The organism is bacterium, assembly GCA_018814885.1.
Classification (GTDB): Bacteria; Krumholzibacteriota; Krumholzibacteriia; order LZORAL124-64-63; family LZORAL124-64-63; genus JAHIYU01.
Genome location: JAHIYU010000087.1, coordinates 37,544 through 55,392, shown reverse-complemented (window position 1 = coordinate 55,392; position 17,849 = coordinate 37,544). Strand labels below are relative to the sequence as shown.

General features: G+C 67.9%; 17 protein-coding genes. 11 read left to right on the top strand and 6 right to left on the bottom strand.

Features of this window, described 5'->3' with window-relative positions; all coding sequences use genetic code 11:
* The 5 genes from KJ554_05445 to KJ554_05425 all read left to right on the top strand — a co-directional run.
* Window positions 1-1,542 (top strand): efflux RND transporter permease subunit (locus tag KJ554_05445; protein ID MBU0741782.1); only part of this gene is annotated, 1,542 nt, incomplete at its 5' end.
* Complete coding sequence (locus tag KJ554_05440) at window positions 1,539-4,604, top strand: efflux RND transporter permease subunit (GenBank protein ID MBU0741781.1); 3,066 nt, start codon at window positions 1,539-1,541, stop codon at window positions 4,602-4,604. The genes KJ554_05445 and KJ554_05440, both read left to right, overlap by 4 nt.
* A gap of 8 nt (window positions 4,605-4,612) precedes the next feature.
* Window positions 4,613-4,897 (top strand): hypothetical protein, encoded by a 285-nt coding sequence (locus KJ554_05435; GenBank protein ID MBU0741780.1) that lies wholly within the window; start codon window positions 4,613-4,615, stop codon window positions 4,895-4,897.
* Between the two features lie 114 nt (window positions 4,898-5,011).
* Window positions 5,012-5,740, top strand: a complete 729-nt coding sequence (locus tag KJ554_05430; GenBank protein MBU0741779.1) for a methyltransferase domain-containing protein — start codon at window positions 5,012-5,014, stop codon at window positions 5,738-5,740.
* Entirely contained in the window at window positions 5,734-6,246 is a 513-nt protein-coding gene (locus tag KJ554_05425; protein ID MBU0741778.1) for an N-acetyltransferase, read from the top strand. The genes KJ554_05430 and KJ554_05425 overlap by 7 nt, the downstream gene beginning before the upstream one ends.
* On the opposite strand, the gene KJ554_05420 is transcribed toward KJ554_05425, so the two are convergent.
* The 3 genes from KJ554_05420 to KJ554_05410 all read right to left on the bottom strand — a co-directional run bounded on the left by KJ554_05420 (window position 6,247) and on the right by KJ554_05410 (window position 9,753).
* Complete coding sequence (locus KJ554_05420) at window positions 6,247-7,659, bottom strand: hypothetical protein (GenBank protein MBU0741777.1); 1,413 nt, start codon at window positions 7,657-7,659, stop codon at window positions 6,247-6,249.
* A gap of 102 nt (window positions 7,660-7,761) precedes the next feature.
* Complete coding sequence (locus tag KJ554_05415; GenBank protein ID MBU0741776.1) at window positions 7,762-8,457, bottom strand: hypothetical protein; 696 nt, start codon at window positions 8,455-8,457, stop codon at window positions 7,762-7,764.
* A 72-nt stretch (window positions 8,458-8,529) separates the two neighbouring features.
* Complete coding sequence (locus KJ554_05410; GenBank protein ID MBU0741775.1) at window positions 8,530-9,753, bottom strand: hypothetical protein; 1,224 nt, start codon at window positions 9,751-9,753, stop codon at window positions 8,530-8,532.
* A gap of 147 nt (window positions 9,754-9,900) precedes the next feature.
* Here KJ554_05410 and KJ554_05405 point away from each other — a divergent pair, with 147 nt between their 5' ends.
* Both KJ554_05405 and KJ554_05400 read left to right on the top strand, forming a co-directional pair.
* The gene (locus tag KJ554_05405) at window positions 9,901-10,059 is read left to right on the top strand and encodes a hypothetical protein (protein ID MBU0741774.1); all 159 of its coding nucleotides are present in this window, start codon (window positions 9,901-9,903) and stop codon (window positions 10,057-10,059) included.
* Between the two features lie 216 nt (window positions 10,060-10,275).
* Entirely contained in the window at window positions 10,276-10,896 is a 621-nt protein-coding gene (locus KJ554_05400) for a hypothetical protein (GenBank protein ID MBU0741773.1), read from the top strand.
* Window positions 10,897-10,965: 69 nt separating this feature from the next.
* Here KJ554_05400 and KJ554_05395 read toward each other — a convergent pair whose 3' ends face one another.
* Window positions 10,966-11,766 carry a hypothetical protein gene (locus KJ554_05395; protein ID MBU0741772.1) on the bottom strand — a complete coding sequence of 267 codons (801 nt, stop codon included), beginning with the start codon at window positions 11,764-11,766 and terminating at the stop codon, window positions 10,966-10,968.
* A gap of 163 nt (window positions 11,767-11,929) precedes the next feature.
* Between KJ554_05395 and KJ554_05390 the strand changes: the two genes are divergently transcribed.
* Complete coding sequence (locus tag KJ554_05390; GenBank protein ID MBU0741771.1) at window positions 11,930-12,127, top strand: hypothetical protein; 198 nt, start codon at window positions 11,930-11,932, stop codon at window positions 12,125-12,127.
* A gap of 31 nt (window positions 12,128-12,158) precedes the next feature.
* Complete coding sequence (locus tag KJ554_05385) at window positions 12,159-12,455, top strand: T9SS type A sorting domain-containing protein (GenBank protein MBU0741770.1); 297 nt, start codon at window positions 12,159-12,161, stop codon at window positions 12,453-12,455.
* A gap of 73 nt (window positions 12,456-12,528) precedes the next feature.
* On the opposite strand, the gene KJ554_05380 is transcribed toward KJ554_05385, so the two are convergent.
* Together KJ554_05380 and KJ554_05375 are read right to left on the bottom strand one after the other, a co-directional pair.
* Window positions 12,529-14,382: a hypothetical protein gene (locus tag KJ554_05380; GenBank protein ID MBU0741769.1), complete on the bottom strand. Its 1,854-nt coding sequence runs from the start codon at window positions 14,380-14,382 to the stop codon at window positions 12,529-12,531.
* Between the two features lie 137 nt (window positions 14,383-14,519).
* The gene (locus KJ554_05375; protein ID MBU0741768.1) at window positions 14,520-15,284 is read right to left on the bottom strand and encodes a glycosyltransferase family 2 protein; all 765 of its coding nucleotides are present in this window, start codon (window positions 15,282-15,284) and stop codon (window positions 14,520-14,522) included.
* Between the two features lie 57 nt (window positions 15,285-15,341).
* Between KJ554_05375 and KJ554_05370 the strand changes: the two genes are divergently transcribed.
* Both KJ554_05370 and KJ554_05365 read left to right on the top strand, forming a co-directional pair.
* Entirely contained in the window at window positions 15,342-16,415 is a 1,074-nt protein-coding gene (locus tag KJ554_05370; protein MBU0741767.1) for an Mrp/NBP35 family ATP-binding protein, read from the top strand.
* Window positions 16,416-16,480: 65 nt separating this feature from the next.
* Window positions 16,481-17,650, top strand: coding sequence for an O-antigen ligase family protein (locus tag KJ554_05365; protein MBU0741766.1), 1,170 nt, complete (start codon window positions 16,481-16,483; stop codon window positions 17,648-17,650).
* The last annotated feature ends 199 nt before the right edge of the window (window positions 17,651-17,849 follow it).

Below are 17,849 nucleotides of genomic sequence, written 5' to 3'. Positions count from 1 at the left end.
CTGCTGCGCGGCGCCCTGCGGCGCAAGGCGGCGACCCTGCTGATCGGCTTCGGGCTGTTCTTCGCCTCGCTCTATGCCGTGCGCTGGCTGGGCAACGAGCTGATCCCGCAGATGAGCGAAGGGGAGTTCTTCTTCGAGGTGAACCTGCCCGAGGGGGCGTCCCTGGCCGCCACCGACCGCACGATGGCCGTCATGGAGGAGGCGGCGAGCGCCGAGCCCGCCGTCGCCCGCAACTACGCGACCGTCGGCAGCCGGCTGGTCTCGGGCGGTTTGTCCATCAACACCAAGGCCGAGAACCTGGGCCAGCTGAACGTCGTGCTCGACGCGGACGTGCGCGGCGAGGCGGAGGCCGCCGTGGCCGACCGCCTGCGCGCGCGGTTCCAGACGCTGCCCGACCTGGAGGTCAAGTTCGGCCGGCCCGCCTACTTCAGCCTCAAGACGCCGGTCGAGGTGATCGTCTTCGGCGACGACCTGGATGCGCTGCGCACCTACTCGCTGGAGCTGTCCCGCGAGCTGGAGGCGGTGCCCGGCCTGGTCGACGTCCGCTCGTCCCTGGAGGCGGGCAACCCCGAGTTGCAGGTCGTCTTCGACCGCGAGCGCCTGGCGTCTTTGGGCCTGGACATGGGCGTGCTGTCGGAGACCCTCAAGAACCGCGTGCTGGGCGTGGTGCCCACGCGGTTCAAGGAGGAGGACCGCCAGATCGACATCCGCATCCGCAACCGCGAGCAGGATCGCGCATCCGTACGCGACGTGCGCAACCTGGTGCTGCCCGGCCCCGGCGGCGAACCCCTGCGCCTGCTGGCCGTGGCCGACGTGACCGAGGCCCGCGGCCCCGCCGAGATCCATCGCCTGCAGCAGCAGCGCGCGGCCGTGGTGTCGGCCAACCTGGAGGGACGCAGCCTGGGCAGCGCGATCGTGGACGTCGCGCGCATCGTGGCCGCCACGCCGCCGCCGGCCGGCCTGAGCGTGGAACTGGGCGGTCAGCACGAGGAGATGGAGCAAAGCTTCGCCAGCCTGCGCTTCGCCATCGCCCTGGCCATCTTCCTCGTCTACCTCGTGATGGCGGCCACCTTCGAGTCCTTCCTGCACCCGCTGCTGGTGATGTCCACGATCCCCCTGGCGCTCGTCGGCGTGGTGGCCGGCCTGCTGATCACCGGCACGACCGTCACCGTGATCGTGCTGATCGGCGCGGTGATGCTCGTGGGCATCGTGGTCAACAACGCCATCGTGCTGATCGACACCGTCAACCGGCTGCGCCGCGCCGGCGTCGAGAAGTCCGAGGCCGTGATCCGCGCCGGACACCTCCGGCTGAGACCCATCCTGTTGACCACGCTGACGACCATCCTCGGCCTGACCCCCATGGCCCTGGCCTGGGGCGAGGGCGCCGAGCTGCGCTCCCCCTTGGCCATCACCGTCGCCAGCGGCCTGCTGCTGAGCACCCTGCTGACGCTGGTCGTGATCCCCGCGGCCTACCAGGCGGTGCCGTCGCGGGTGGATGCCACCGAGCGGCCGGAAGATCCGGAAGGGGAGGGCGCGGCGTGACCCTGCCCGAGATCGCGATACGACGTCCCGTGACCGCGCTGATGCTGCTGCTGAGCATGGTGGTGCTGGGCTGCGTGGCGCTGGCGCGTCTGCCCCTGGCGTTCATGCCCGACATCGTCGAGCCGGAACTGTTCGTCAACCTGCCCTACGACAACGCCTCGCCCGAACAGGTCGAGCGCATGATCGTGCGTCCCGTCGAGGACGCCCTGGGCTCGGTCAAGGGTCTGCAGACCATGTGGTCCCGCTGCGGCACCGACGGCGGCCGCATCCGGCTGGGCTTCGACTGGGGCATGGACATGCACCTGGCGCGCGTGGACGTCTGGGAGCGCCTGGATCGGATCAGGGGCGAACTGCCGGACGACATGGGCGACATCCAGGTCAGCTCCAACTGGGACGCCCGCGACGCCGACATGCCCGTCCTCGAGGGCCGCCTCAGCTCCCCGCGCGACCTGTCCGAGAGCTACGACCTGCTCGACCGCAAGATCATCCGGCCGCTGGAGCGCATCCCCGGCGTGGCGCAGGTGCGCCTGGACGGCGTGAACCCCCGCGAGGTGCGCATCAACCTACGGATCGCGGACCTGGAACTGCACAACATCGACGTGCGCAGCGTGGCCCGGATACTGCGCGGCGGCAACTTCGACCAATCGCTTGGCCGGATCGTCGAAGGCGATTCGCGCTATACCCTGCGCACCGTGGGCACCCTGTCCACGGTCGAACAGATCCGCGGCCTGCCCCTGCGCGCCGACGGGCTGCGCGTCGACGACGTGGCCGACGTGCTCTACCGCGAGCCGCCCCTGGAATACGGCCGCCACCTGGACGGCGATTTCGCCGTCGGGGTGACCGTCTCGCAGGAGTCGAAGGCCAACACCGTGGAGGTCTGCGACGCGCTGGAGAGAGCCATCGCGGCCATGAACGACGATCCGGAACTCGAGGGCGTCAACTTCCTGATCTGGTTCAGCCAGGGCCGGGAGATCCGCAAGACCCTGCGCGACCTCGCGTTCACGGGCGTCTTCGGCACGATCCTGGCCTCGCTGGTGCTCTTCGGCTTCCTGCGCCGCCTGTCGACGACCTTCGTGGCCGTGTCGTGCATCCCCTTCTCGCTGATCGTCACCTGCGGCATCGTCTGGAGCCAGGGCAAGTCGCTCAATACGCTCACCCTGCTGGGCCTGATCGTGGGCATCGGCATGCTGGTGGACAACGCCGTGGTAGTCATGGAGAACATCTTCCGCCACCGCGAACTGGGCGCCGACCGCCGCACCGCCGCCCGCCTGGGCGCGCGCGAAGTGAGCACGGCGGTCGTCGCGGCCACGCTGACGTCGGTGATCGTCTTCATCCCGCTGATCTTCAACAAGCCCAGCGAGATGAATCTGTACCTCAAGGAGCTCGGCATCACGGTCTGCTTGACGCTGCTGGCGTCGCTGTTCATCAGCCAGACCCTGATCCCCCTGGCCACCTCGAAGTACATCCGCGCGAAGCCGCGGCCCAGGGGACGGGCCATGCTGTGGCTGGAGGCGCGCTACCAGCGCGTACTCGCCGGCAACCTGCGCCACCGCTGGATCGCGCCGGTGGTGGGCCTGGCGGTGATCGCGTCGGCGGTCTATCCCTTCGGCAAGGTGGAGAAGAATTTCGACACCAGCCAGAGCGAGCTCTTCGTGCAGGTCCGCTACGACTTCAGCGAGGAGATGACCCTCGCGGGGTGCGAGGCCGTGGTTGATGTCGTGGAAGCGGCGCTGGATCCGCATCGCGAGGAGATGAAGGCCCAGTCCGTGTACAGCTTCTGGAACGACCGCTGGACCATGTCGCGCATCTACCTCGAGGACGGCGAGGCCAACGAGGAGAACATCGCCAGGCTGCGCCGCCTGCTGCCCCGCCTGCTGCCCGAGATCGCCGGCGTCACGCTGGAGGTTGAGGAGCAGCGCCAGGGCTGGCGCCATCACGGCGGCGGCAAGCGCATCGGCTTCCAGCTCGTGGGTGAGGACACGGAGGTGCTGATGCGCCTGGCCGAGGAGGCCGTCGCGCGCGTGGAGGCCGTGCCGGGCCTGTTGAACGTGGAGACCCGCCACCAGGAGGCGCAGCAGGAGCTGCACATCCAGCCCGACCGCGACCTGGTCGCCCGCTACGACGTCACGCCGGACCAGATGGCCGAGGTGGTGGGCCTGACCTACCGCGGCCGACGCCTGCAACGCTTCCGCACCGAGGACGGCGAGCGGGAGATGCGCCTGACCCTCGACGAGCAACAGACCGAGAGCCTGTCCCAGCTGCAGAACCTGCCCCTGCTCACGGCCGAGGGTGAGAAGGTGCCGCTGGCCGCGGTCGCCGACTTCGTCGAGAAGGAGGGACGCGAGAACATCCAGCGCGACAACCGCCTGACCAGCATCTGGGTGAACGCCCGCTTCGAGGAGGGCACCAGCGAGCAGTACATGCCCCTGATCGAGGCGGCGCTGGCGGGCCTGGAGATGCCGTTCGGCTACCGCTGGACTTTCGGCGACTGGCAACAGCGCCGCCAGGAGCAGTCCAAGGAGTTCCTGACCAACCTGCTGCTCGCCCTGCTGCTGGTGTTCGCTGTCATGGCGGGCCTGTTCGAGTCGGTGCGCCAGGCCCTGGCCCTGATGGTGTCGCTGCCCTTCGCGCTGGCCGGCGCCGTCTGGACGCTGTTTCTGACCGGCACGTCCTTCGACCAGCCGGCGGCCATCGGGCTGCTGCTGCTGATCGGCATCGTCGTCAACAACGGCATCGTCATGCTCGAGCACATCAACCAGTATCGCCGCAACGGCATGGACCGCACCGAGGCAATGCTCACCGGAGGCCGCGAGCGGCTGCGTCCGATCCTGATGACGGCCGTCACCACGCTCATCGGCCTGGTGCCCATCGTGGTGCAGAAACCGTCGCTGGGCGGCGTGTACTACTACTCCATGGCCCTGGTGATCATGGGCGGGCTCTTCGTCAGCACTTTTTTGACGTCGGTGCTGTTGCCCACCACGGCGACGCTGGCCGAGGACGGGATCGGAGGCGCCGGGCGGATGATCGGCCGCCTGTTACGCGTGCGGGGGGGGGCGGCGTGACAGGAGGAATGGGATGGCTCACAAGCCCCCCCTGGATAGAGCGCGAGCTCGCCTTCGGCCTGCCCACCGCGATGTCCGCCGACGTGCTGGAGCGGCCGCGCGGCACCCCGGCGCGCGTCGATGTCGGCGAGCCCACCAACCACGGCAGCGAACGGGCCGATCTGGCGACCGCAGACGTGCAGTCGATCACGCATCTGGGGATATCATCTGCCGCCGGCAAGTCATTGAAAGTTGTGGGTGTCGCCATCATGAAGGGGATGGTGATCGCATGCTTGCCAGCAGGCTCATCGTGATAGGCTCCGGTTGACACCACCTGTCTTCACCCTTGCTTCGCAACCCACGGTCGTGCACGCTAGAGGCGTTCGGACACCCCGACAGGTTGTGCAACACGGCAAAGAGGCTTCGCGATGACGGATTTCACAAACGTCTACGGCGACGATGTGCGGGCCGCCTCCTACGACAAACTCGAGTTTCCCGGCACGTACCATCTCGCCTATCGCGACCTGCCCGCGCTCATCGCCGGCCACGCGACCGTCGGCCGGGCGCTGGACTTCGGCTGCGGTACGGGACGTTCGACCCGTTTCCTGGGCAGCCTGGGATACGAGACGATGGGCGTGGACGTCTCCCGGCAGATGCTCGCGCGCGCCCGCGAGCGCGACCCCGAGGGTGAATACCGTCTCGTTCCCGATGGCAACCTCGGCGATCTCCCCTCCGGCGCCTTCGACCTGGTCTTCTCCTCCTTCACCTTCGACAACATCCCCACCCTGGAGCTCAAGGTCGCCCTCTTCTCGGACCTGCGGCGCGTCCTGTCCGACCGCGGACGGATCTTGAACCTGGTCTCGTCGCCCGAGATCTATGTCAACGAGTGGGCCTCGTTCTCCACGCGGGATTTCCCCGAGAACCGCCAGGCGCGCAGCGGCGACCGGGTGAAGATCGTCATGCTGGACGTGGAGGACGCGCGGCCGGTGGAGGATATCGTCTGGTCGCCGGAGGACTACGCCAGGGTCTACGCGGCGGCAGGGCTGACGGCGATCGACTTGCGCAAGCCGCTGGGCCGGTCCGACGAGCCCTTCCCCTGGGTGAGCGAGACGGCAATCGCGCCCTGGACCATCTACATGCTGGAGCGGACATGCTGATCAGACCCGAGCAACCCGCCGACATCCCCGCCGTGCGCCTGATCAACGAGCTGGCCTTCGCGCAGCCGGACGAGGCGGACCTCGTCGACAGGCTGCGCCTGACCTGCCCCGACGCCCTCTCCCTGGTCGCCGAGGACGACGCTCAGGTCGTCGGACACATCCTGTTCACGCCCGCCCGGATCGAGGCCGAGGGCCAGACCATCGTCGGAATGGGACTGGCGCCCATGGCCGTGGCGCCCCTGCGCCAGCGGCAGGGCATCGGCTCCCTGCTGGTCGAGCGCGGCTTGTCCGAGTTGAAGACGCGCGGCTGTCCGTTCGTGATCGTGCTCGGGCATCCGGATTTCTACCCGCGCTTCGGTTTCGAGATCGCCTCGCGGCTCGGTCTGACCTGCCAGTGGGAGGATGTACCCGGCGAAGCCTTCATGGCCGTCGTCTACGACCAGGACGCCATGGCGGGCATCGAAGGCGTCGTGAAGTACCGCAGCGAGTTCGACGCGGCCCCGTGATCACCTGACCAGCGTCAACGAACCCGTGCGGGTCCGGCCGCCGTTATCCAGCCTGATCACGTACGTGCCCGACGCCGCGCCGCGCCCGCCGTCGTCCAGGCCGTTCCACTCCACACCGAGCTCACCGGCCGGCAACTCGCCGTCGACCAGCGTGCGCACGAGTCGGCCCCGCTGGTCGAGGATGCAGAGGCGCGCGCGGCCGGTCCGCTCAATCCTGAAGCGCACCGTCGTGGAGGGGTTGCAGGGATTGGGCCAGGCGCGGGGATCGGACGCCAGGACCGGCGTAGCCACGTCCGCCGCCGAGACGGGCGTGAACTCGTAGCAACCCATGTCCACCTCGGGGCCTTCCCGCCGCGGGAAGCCGTCAAGGTCGACCTCGGGCAGCCATTGCTCCGCGAGCAGGTACGATCCGGCGTTGCGGCAGGGCGAGCCCGCGCTCAGGCGGCCCGAGCCGTGGGTCACGAACAGGGGGTCCTGGTCCAGGCAGCCGACGCCCTCCCCGAATCCGGCGATGTCGCAATAGCGCGTGTAGTAGGCCTTGGGCTCGAGCACTTCGTGGTGCTCGTGGTGGTTGGTCTGGTTGGCGTATATCACGCAGCCGGTATACAGGGGTTTGCCGTGGAAGTGATCGACGGCGCCGGCGGTACGGTCGAACATCTCCGGGTTGACGCAACGGTTGAGGGTCAGGGTGTCGTGCCAGAATACCGGATACGCGTAGCTGACGAAGACCGCCCCCGCGCGACTCCAGCTCACGTTGTCCAGCAGCAGCGAGTTCATCACGACCGGCGCGCCGCCGTAGTGGACAGCCAGGGCGCCGCCGCGATCGGCGCAGTTCCGGCGAATCCTACACCCCATCACCTCGACCCGCGAGCTGCCCACGATGCGCAGCGCACCGCCGGCCCCGTCGAAGGCCCGGCCCCCCACGCGCGGTCCGTCGCCGTCGAGTCCCAGGCCGGGGACGGCCTTGGCGTATTCCAGGACGCACCAGCGCAGGTACGACTCGGGCGCGCCGGCGGGGAGGTTCAGGAACGTGATCCCGTTCCAGCAGCCGGCGGTGGACTGGCTCTCGTCGAATGCTTCCGGATAGCTCGTGGTCCAGGTTATCGGGTTGTCCGCCTTGCCCGCCGCCTGGATGGCGCCGTCGACGACCAGGATGCCGAAGTAGCCCGCGAACTCGATCCTGACGCCGGGGACGACGGTCAACAGCGCGTCGTTGGTGATGGTGATGTCGTCGGTGACGCTGACGATCGCCGCATCCCACACGGTGTCGACGGAGATCGTGCCGCCGGCGCGGGTGGTGGCGCCCTGCCGCGCGGGCGGCAGCGATCGGGCGGGCATGCGGCCAGGATCGTCCCGGAGGCCGCCGGCCGGCGGGTCGGGCACGATGCGCGAGCCGTAGCCGATGGCGCGCAAGGGATGGAAGTCGCCGCCCTCGGGATCGACCAGCCCCGGGTCGTCGCCGACGATGTTGTTGTACGGGGCCGCACCGGCCTCGTCCCACGGGGCGGGAATCGTTCAGCCGTATTCGCAGAGCAGGCAGTAGTGGCGCAGCAGCTCGGCGTTGGTTGTGCCGTCGCGGAACCAGGTCCAGTTGTCCCGTACCGCCGGCATGCCGTAGGAGCCGATCTGCACCGACAGACCGAAGGCCAGGCCTGTAGGCAGGTTCTCGCCGGTGATCCCGCTCCAGATCAGCCCGTCAGGCCCCGTATCGACGGCGTCCACCACGATGTTGCGTTCGCAGATCACGCCCGCACCGGCGCCCTCCAGCCGCACCGCGTAGTCGTGGGGGCGGAAGAAGGTGCAGTAGGTGACCGAGCCCTCGGGGATGCGGTCGATGTCCAGCGCCACGTCGCCGCGGTAGCGCACGCCGCCGTCGAGGACGATGCAGTCCTGGATGTCGAGCCTGTTGCCGCAGAATGAGATGCAGATCTGCTGTCCCTGCAGGTCGAGGATCGCGCCGTTGCCCTCGATCATGACGTCGAGACCCAGCTCGTCGTCGATGAACAGCGTGCGGTCCTCGTCCCAGGTGGGGCCGATCAGCAGCCCGCCCGTGTAGACCCGTCCCGTCTCCAGCGCCAGGTAGCGGTCGTAGCCGCCCTGGGCCACGGCCGTCTCGAAGGCGGCCTGCAAAGTGGTGGGAGGGGGGGATCCGTGGGCGGCCGAGGCGGTCAACACGACCAGGACGCCGAACAGACGGGCGGTCTTGCGCAAGGTGCTCCTCCGGGATGCGTGGATGGCCGCCGGTAATGATAACACATCCAGCAGGCGGTGGTCCAATTCCGGTTACCGGGGTATCCGGTAGCAGACGACCTCCATCTCGTCCAGCTCGGCCTCCTCCTCGTTGTCGGCCGCGCCGCCGGCCATGCTGGCGTACATGGCCGGTACGGCGCCCTTGACCAGCACCACCATGTCGTCGCGCGTCCAGAAGAGCCGGTCGTCCAGCGGATCCCCTTCGCAGACGAGGGCCACCTGTCTCTGGAAACGTCCGTCCGCGTCGAAGACGTCGAAGGTCAGGAAGGCCTCGTCGGGGCCGGTCTCGCCGCTGCGGCTGTTTTCGACCCACAGGCGGTTGTCGTCGTCCACGTAGAGGTTGGAGATCGCGGCGGCCATGCCCTCGACCTCGCTCTCCAGGCCGGCGGGGTTGCGGCCCGCCCACACGTCGAACACGGCCAGGACACGTCCAGTCTCGAGGTCGGATCGCCTGCGCGGCTCGAATTCGCGCTCGATCACCCGGACCAGTCCGCCCTCGGGGGAGTAGACGCTGATGGCGTAGTCGTCGTGGTGCGGCGCGATGTAGACGCGGCCGTCGGGTCCGGGCGTGGAGGCGAACATGGCCGGATCGAGGATCTCGAGCTCGCGGATCACGGGCCGGCTGAAGTCGATCACGCACGAGCGTTCCCACAGCTTGACCAGTTCGTTGCCCGCGGCGTCGTAGCGCGAGGCGAACCAGGTCCGCGTCTGCATGTTGTCGCCCATGGTCGCATACTGGCCCACCATCATGAAGTTCTCACCCTTGCACCGCCCCGTGTAGAGGGAGTGGAAACCGCCTTCCGACGCCTCGCCCATCGTGATGTTGCCCAGGGGCGCGCCCTCCAGGTCGATCTTGACGATCATGCCCGGGAAGCGCTGCAGGATCCCGAGGTTGCCGTCGGGCAGCATGGTCAGATCTACGGGCGAGCGCGTCTCGCCCGGACCCTCGCCTTCGCGGCTCAGGGTCTTCAGGTGCTCGCCCCCGGGCGAGAACACCGGCACCTCGCTGAGCTGGGTATCCAGCAGATAGACGTTCCCGTCCGCGTCCCCCTCCGCGCGGAAGATGTGTCCGAAGATGATCTCGTCGTCCTCGCCGCCGGCGCGCCACAATTCCTCCAGCTGGACGACCTGCAGCCCTTCGGCCGGCACGGCGCCGTTGCGCACCACCGGCGCGGAGGGTCCCGCGGCCTGGCTCGCCAGGCCGGACGCGGCGGCGAGGAAGATCGCGGCGAGGACGAACCGGGACAGGTGTTTCATGGCGGACGCTCCGGGTGACGGGTTCCGTGGCGCCGGTTTTCGGTGTATGCCGACGCGGCTCCGTGGATTACGCTCATCGAGGATCGGGGTTGCAAGACCGTCTTCGAGGTTGCCGGGGACCGCGGGATCCCGGCGGAAGGAGAGATCATGATCAAGGTGGAGAAGAAGGACATCAAGCCCGTCTGCCCGTTCTGCGAGGCGCAGCTGGAGCGCCTGGTGATGGTGGACAACGGGTGGTTCTCCACGCATCGCGTCTATTGCTGCCCCAAGTGCCGCAAGATACTGGGGATGGGCTACAACCTGTGATTCGAGGCCGGGTCCCCGGCGCGATCCGGCCGTCATTTGGCGTCCGGGCTGTTGGAGCCGGAGATCACCCGATCGCCTGTTGACGCATCCGTTTTTTGGATGCTACCGTACAATATCGATGACAACACGGATTCGACGCCCGGCGCCCTGTCGGGCTTGGTGGATATCAGCGATGGGTCGGCCAAGCGTACGATCAACTGACGAGAGGGGGATTTCGTGAAAAGATCGAATTCCATGGTGCCGGTACTGATGGCAACGGTTCTCCTCGTCTCGTTGCTCGGCTCCTCGGCGGTCATGGCCAGTCCGCGTGCCCACGACGGCGGTTTGTTCTTGCGGCTGTCGGCAGGTGGAGGATCTGCCACCTCGACACTCGAATCCGGGAGTGGCAAGGCGGAATTCTCCGGCAGCGCCGGTGATTTGAATTTCGCCATCGGCGGGATCGTCTCTCCCAACCTGGCCCTGCACGGAACTTTATTCGGCTGGCTGATGAGCGACCCCGACTTGTCCATCACGGGCCTCGGATCCGGTCAGGTCAACGCGGATGTGGATCTGACCGCGATCGGCGGGGGTTTTACGTATTTCTTCATGCCGTCGAATATCTATCTTTCGGCTTCCCTGGGCATCGGCAAACTGTCGATCGATGCCGGTAGTCTCGTTGGCGAGACGGACAACGGCATGGTCATGGACGTTACCCTGGGCAAGGAATGGTGGGTGGGCGATAGCTGGGGACTCGGCGTTGCCGGCGGATTCAATTACCACTCGGTGCCCGACGGCGACATAGACGAGAACTGGTCGGGCGCCAGCTTCGTCATCCGTTTCAGTGCGACTCACAACTAGCGGACCGTCCCGGAACCAGACTGCCGGGTCCCGCCGGGGATCCGGCAGTCCGGATTTCCAGATCGAGTCCTAGCGCGCACCGTACAGCGCCTTCACGCCGCCCCAGGTCGACGACTCCTGGGACACGTTCGAGTCGTCCAGGGCCACGATGCAGGCCACGAAGGGCATCTGTCCCCAGGAGAAGCCCTCCGCGACGGGAATGATCCCCGATCCCTTCACGTACAGCACCCGCGTCGCGTCCGCGGCCTGGGCCAGCGGGATCACCACGTCGTCCAGGTAGGCGTGGCCGGTTGCCGTGCCGTAATCCCCGTCCTCGATCACCCAGGCCTCGCCCGTGATCGTCAGGCCCAGCGAGGTGTCCTCCGAGCCGTTCAGGTCGGCGGAGAAGTCCGTCGTGAGCGTCATGGCGCCGGTCGACGGGTCGTAGTCGCCGGCGGTGATGTTCGTGAACTGGGCGGTGAAGGGGCCGTGGCCGAAGAAGGGCTCGGTGCCCGACGTCACGTGGAGCTCGGTGAAGAGCGGCTCCAGCGGGGAGAGTCCCCGCGCCACGTCCAGGTCCACCTCGGGGCTGCCGGTGATGAACGTGATGGCGTTGTAGCCGGCGGGCATGCCGTCGTCGGTCAGCCCGCTGTCGAAGTCGAAGGCGTTGTACGCGTACGTGCCCGGGTTGGGCGCGGATCCGTTCACGGGCGACAGGCCGCCGTCGATCAGGTCGTCTGCCGTCCCCACCCAGCCGTCGAGATCCGGCCAGTGGTCGGCCATATCCGTGAAGTCGGCGGTGAAGTCGAAAGTGATCGTGACGGCCGACGCGAACGCCGGCAGGATCAGCGCGGCCAGGATCAATGTGGGTCCAATTGTCATGGGCTTCATGTCTACCTCCTTGTTCCCCTTCGTGCGCGGGAGCGAAATGCGTGCGCTTGGCGACAATCAATACCATATCAATCCGACATGACAATCAATTTCATGGACGAGGCTTTCCAGGTCAAATGTGGTGGCGTACCCTGATAGCGGTCTGCGAACCGGAGGTGGGATCATGGGAAGCAGAACCTTCGCCACCGTGGCGGCGACGATTTTCGCCCTCGTGTCATTCGGGCACCTGCTGAGGATCGTATGCTCGTGGCCGTTCGTATTCGGGGGCTGCGATCTGCCCATGTGGGTCTCGTGGGTGGGGACGTTCGTCGCCGGCGGCCTGTCGGTCTGGGGCTTCGCGTCGGTGTCCAGAGGACGTTGAAAACCTGCCGCCCTGCGAAGCCTCCAGCGGCGTGGGGGACGCGCCGCCCGCGGCCGTTTGCCGTCTCGCCGCTCATCCCAACCCCTTCAACCCGTGTACGGCCATCTCTTTCGTGCTGGACCGGGAGCGGGACGTGGCGCTGTCCGTGGTCGATCTGGGCGGGAGGCTGATACGTTCCCGGGCGGCCGGGTCGCGGACCGCAGGAACCCATCGGGTGACCTGGGACGGCTGCGACGCGGCCGGCCGCAAGGTCCCGTCCGGCGTCTACTTCGCGCGCCTGAGGGCAGGGGCGGCGATCGAGAGCGGCAAGCTGGTGCTGGTACGGTGACGCATCACGGACGATGTCGCGCCGGGGGAGACGCATGGCGCCTCCCCCGGCTTCGGGGTGCGAGTTGCGCGAATCACCTGATCAGGGCGATGCGTCGGGAGTCGGACCGCTCTCCCGCCATCAGGCGCAGGAGATAGATCCCGGTCGTGACCAGGCGACCGGCGTCGTCGCGGCCGTCCCACAGCAGGCTGCGCGTGCCGGCGTCCAGCGTCTCACCGTCCATCAATCGCCGCACCAGGCCCCCGGACAGGTCGTAGACCGCCAGCTCGACCCGCGTCTCGCGGGCGAGATCGAAGGCGATGGTCGTGGCCGGGTTGAACGGGTTCGGGACGTTCTGCCGCAAACGAGTGGTCGGCGGCGTGCTGCCGCCGCCCGCGCCCGTCATGGTGGCGGGCGCGGCGAGCGGGCTCTCGTTGCCTGCGGAATCCACGGCCGTGATCAGGTAGTGATGGTCGTAGGTGCCGGTCGCGTCCGTCCAGGCCTCGTCGATCGTCGTGTGCAGGGGATGCTCCGGGTCGATCTCGAAGCCGGGAGTTGTGCCGCGGTACACCTTGAAGTAGCGAAAGTCGGTGTCGATGCTTGGTTCCCAGGAAAGATCGTTCCCGTTCCCGTAGGCCACGGCGAAGCCGGACGGCGCGTTCGGCGGCAGGTTGTCCACCGCATAGCCGCTGTCCGGCGCCGAGGCGTAGAAGAGGTAGGGATCGGCGGTCACGGCCCGCAGCAGGAACACCGACCAGCACATGCCCCAGGTGATCGTCGAGTCGCAGAGGGTGGGTGCGACGAACTGATAGACGGGATCGCCGTGGGCCGGGACGCTGTCCACCCAGTCCCAGCCGGCCAGCTTGTCCGCGAAACCGCTCCCTGGCGATTCGAGACCCGTGTCGTCGCGGCGGTAGACCTCGTAGGCGGTCACGACTACGGGGTCCAGCGGATCGTCGTGGGCGACCCGGTTCCAGACCAGCCGCACGCGGCCGCCCTGGTCGCCGGGAATGTCCGCGATGCTCGTGAAGGACGGCACGGCGCCGTAGCTGCCGACGAAGGTCAGCACCCCTCCCTCGACCAAGGTCTGGGTCTCGGGTTCCGGCGCCTGCCAGCCGGCGGCTGCCAGCCAGGTGGCCGTGTACGAGCCCGGCGCGAGATCGATCAGGGTGCTGTCGCCGGCGCCCGTCGCCAGGTAGCTGTCCGGGCCGGTCATCTGCCACGGGAATGCCGGCGTGTCGGGTTCGGCATCGATCACGACGGTTCCCAGGATACCCGACTGGTTGGGCGGCAGGGAGGACGAGAGGTTGCCCGCGAAATGGGTGATGACATCGGGATCGTAACCGTCGGTGAAAGCGTCGTCGGGCATGCCGGCGTAGGTCCACTCGAACAGGGAGGCCTCGTTGATCATGAACATCGCGAGACCGAACGTGGTCGGATCGTCCACCGCGCCCAGCGGCAGCGACAGCTCGACGAAGTTGCCCGACACGGCGAAGCTCGACGGATCCGTCGTCGTCGACCAGGACGATCCGGTCCATTCCCAGAACTGCGAGGCCCCGCTCGTCTGCCAGGCGAAGTGATACTTCGGCAGGATGTCGCTGAACGACGGTGATTGCGTGTTGTAGATCAGTCCGGACGCCGCGCCCGGACCGGGGCCGGGATCGATGTAGACCAGCAGCCGGCGCTGCGGGTCGTTGGCGCCGACGTCGGGGCCCTCGCAACCGATGTAGAAGTGAGTCGCATCCCATGTCAGGTAGGCCGTGTAGCTCCCGGACGTCGAGGTGAAAATATCGCCGGAGTTGAAATCGTTCGTGCCGTCAATCACGATCGTGTGGACGTACGGGTCGCCGAAAGAGGACCCCGGCGGCGTGAGAACGGCGAGAATGACGCACAAGAGCCAGACGGACCCGCGGTGATGGTCACCTCGGGCGTGGCGAATGTTGAACATGGCCTCCCCCCTTCGCGATCGAGTACGTGATCATCGTACAGGATTACGCCGTATGGGGTCAATATGGCCGGGATACGGGGCTTGGGGCCGGCGGATCGGCCCGGGGCTTTCCTCCTTCCTCCGAAGGACCAGGAGCGTCACCGCGTCAGCGTCCGCCAGTCCCGCAGTATCGCCCCCAGCCCCGAGGTGAAGGCCCAGACGAAGCCCGCCCGTCCGTCCCGCCAGCACTCCCGCCACGCGTACTGGCGCCAGAAGGTGGCGACGAACGCCACCGGCATGTGGACCACGGCGTAGGCGCGCGAGCGCGAGCCGGCCTCGAGCCGGGCGTAGAGCGCCGTCTTGCGCAGATAGCCGCGCCACGAGGTCATGGTGTGATGTTCGATCCGGCCGGCCAGGTCGCCTGTTTTCGCTCCCGCGGCCGGAACCAGGCCTTCGTGCACCGCCGAGGGGGAGAACGCGGCGGCGCCGGCGCGGAAGAGCCGCGCGCGCCGTTGTCCCTCCAGCTCGCGGCAGCGCATCCGCCGTCCGAGCACGTAGGTGTCGAAGGGAATGCGCCACAGGTCGTTCTCGTCGATCGTGCCGTCGTCCAGGCGGCGGCTCAGCTCGCGGCGCAATCCGGGCGTGAGACGCTCGTCGGCGTCGATCCACAGCACCCAGCCGGTCCGCACCGCGTCCAGCGAAAGGCGGCGGGCGGCGCCGAAGCCCCCGAAACCGGAGCGCCCGACCTCGACCCGCTCGAAACGGTCCGCAGCGGCCTCTCGGGACAGCAGGGCGGGAGTGCCGTCGTCGCTGCCGGTGTCGATCACCACGAGTTCGTCCGCCACGCCGGCCAGGCTGTCCAGGCAGGCGGGCAGCGCGTCTTCCTCGTTGCGAACGATCATGGCTGCCGTTAGCTTTCGCACGTGTTCCTTTCCGCGCGGCCGTCCGCGCAGCGCTCAACATACTACGGAGGCTTGCCCGTGTCCGATCACAATCTCAGCCCCGAGACGGTTCGCGTGGCCCTGCGCGAGGTGCTCGTGCCCGGCACCAAGGTCGACATCGTCAAGATCGACCTCGTCGACGACATCCAGGTGGACGGCGGCGACGTGACGGTCGTCATCAAGCACACCTCGGAGAAGCAGGAAACCATCGATGCCGTGGCCAAGCTGGTCGGCGAGAAGCTTTTGTCGCTGCCCGGCGTGGCGAAGGCCAGCGTGGACGTGCACGAATCCCGGGAGCAGGCGCAGGCCCCGTCCCATGGCCCGGCCAATCCCGACCCCTGGCAGGACCGCCAGAGCCTGCCCGGCGTCAAGCGCATCATCGCCGTGGCCAGCGGCAAGGGCGGCGTGGGCAAGTCCACCGTCGCGGTGAATCTGGCGCTGGCGTTGCAGGCGAGGGGACACCGGGTCGGCTTGATGGACGCGGACATCTACGGTCCGTCGCTGCCCACCATGCTTGGCACTTCCGAAACGCCCCAGGTCGTCCAGGGCGAGGGTATCGTGCCGGTCCAGGCGCTCGGCCTGCAATGCGTGTCGATGGGCATGCTGGTTCCCGAGGGCCAGGCGGTGATCTGGCGCGGCCCGATGGTCATGGCCGCGGTGCGCCAGTTCCTCAAGGACGTGATGTGGGAAGATCTCGACTACCTGGTGATCGACATGCCGCCCGGCACCGGCGACGCTCAGCTCACCCTCGTGCAGCAGGTGCCCGTCGACGGCGTGGTGATGGTCACAACGCCCCAGGAGCTGGCCCTGTCCGACGTGCGCCGCGGCATCCAGATGTTCGGCCAGGTCGACACGCCCGTCGTCGGCGTGGTCGAGAACATGAGCTACTTCCACTGCCCGGACAACGACAAGTCCTACTACATCTTCGGCAAGGGGGGCGGCGCCGCGGTCGCCCGGCAGTTCGGCCTGCCGTTGCTGGCGGAGATACCCCTCGATCCCGACACCAGGGCGGGGGGTGACAGCGGCACCCCCGTGGTCGTGGCCGGCGACAGCCCGTCCCGCGAGGCGTTCCTGGGCCTGGCCGACAAGGTGGCCGCCGCCGTCGCGTTATAACGGTTGCCCGAAAGGCGCCGAGGGATCACTCTGACCGGAGTGATCCCCATTTTTGGGAGGTGGACGTGACAGGCTGGCGCGACATGCTGCGGGGTGACGGGCCGGTCTTCGGCGCCCTGGTGTTGATGGCGCTGGCCGCGCAGCTGTCGGTGGCCGTGAGCCAGATCCTGCTGGGCATCGTGTTGCTGGGGGCGCTGGTGAGGTGGCTCCTGGGCAAGGACCGTCCAGTCCCCACCCGCATCGAGTTGCCGGCGCTGCTGCTGGTGGTCTGGGCGCTGGCGATGATCCCCTTTTCCCCGCGGCCGGACGAGAGCCTGATCTTCGCGCGCCGTTTCTACCTCTTCACCGCCCTGTGGCTGTGCGCCTGGTACGTTCGCGGGGAGCGCCGGCGGGCCGCCATGCTGGTCGCCGTGCTCGCGGGCGCGGTGATCAACTGCGTCTATACCATCGTGACCCAGGCCTGGCCGCCCGGCGACTTCACGCGCCGCATCACGATGATCCAGCACAGCACCATGACCGGCAGCTGGCTGGTGATGTGCGCCGCGGTGACGGCCCTGGCCTTCGTGATCCACGGTCGTGGCGTATGGCTGCGGATCCTCGCCTCGGTGTCGATGGCCCCCCTGCTGGCGGCGCTGGTCATGACCCAGAGCCGCAGCGCCTGGCTGGGATTCGTGATCGGCGCGGCCGTGACCGTCGCCTTGCGTCGCAAGCGGCTGGTCCTGTTGCTGTCCGCGGTGGTCGTCCTGCTCTTCGTGCTGGGTCCCGACGCCTATCGCGAACGTCTGCGCACCATGGTCGATCCGACCTTCCGCACCAACGTCCAGCGTTTCGCGTTGTGGGAGACGGGCTGGGACCTGGTCAAGGCGCACCCGGTGACCGGCGTCGGCGACCGCAACCTGACGGAGTATTCGCCCGTGTTCCTGCTCGGCGGCAAGGAGGTCGCGCTGCGGCACCTGCATTCGAATCCCGTGATGTTGGCGGTGATCTGGGGCCTGCCGGGGCTGGCGCTGGGGACCTGGTTCATGCTCGCGCTGGGTGTGCGCCTGTGGCGGCGGCGCCAGGTGTTCGGTCGCCATGCCAGCCGCGGTCCGCCGCTGCGTCCGGTCTGGATTGCGGCCGCCCTCGGTATCTGGACCGCCGTCAACGTAACCGGTCTGTTCGACTGGTCCTTCGGCGATCCGGAGCTGAGCCTCGTCTTCTTCTCCACCTGCGGGATCGCGCTCTCGCTGGACTGATCCCGCGCACCCTGGCGAACGCCGCCGCCGGGGTCGTCATCGCCGATCCGGTCCGCGATACGGGAGCTTCCGCGAACCTGCCCGGAGGTACGAGCCGTCCGATTTTCCCCTGTTGCGATCGCAGGTCCCGTGGGGTATCGTTGGCGCCCCGACTTTGTGAGTATTTTTCCGGGGCTGCACACGCCCCTTATCCGTCCCA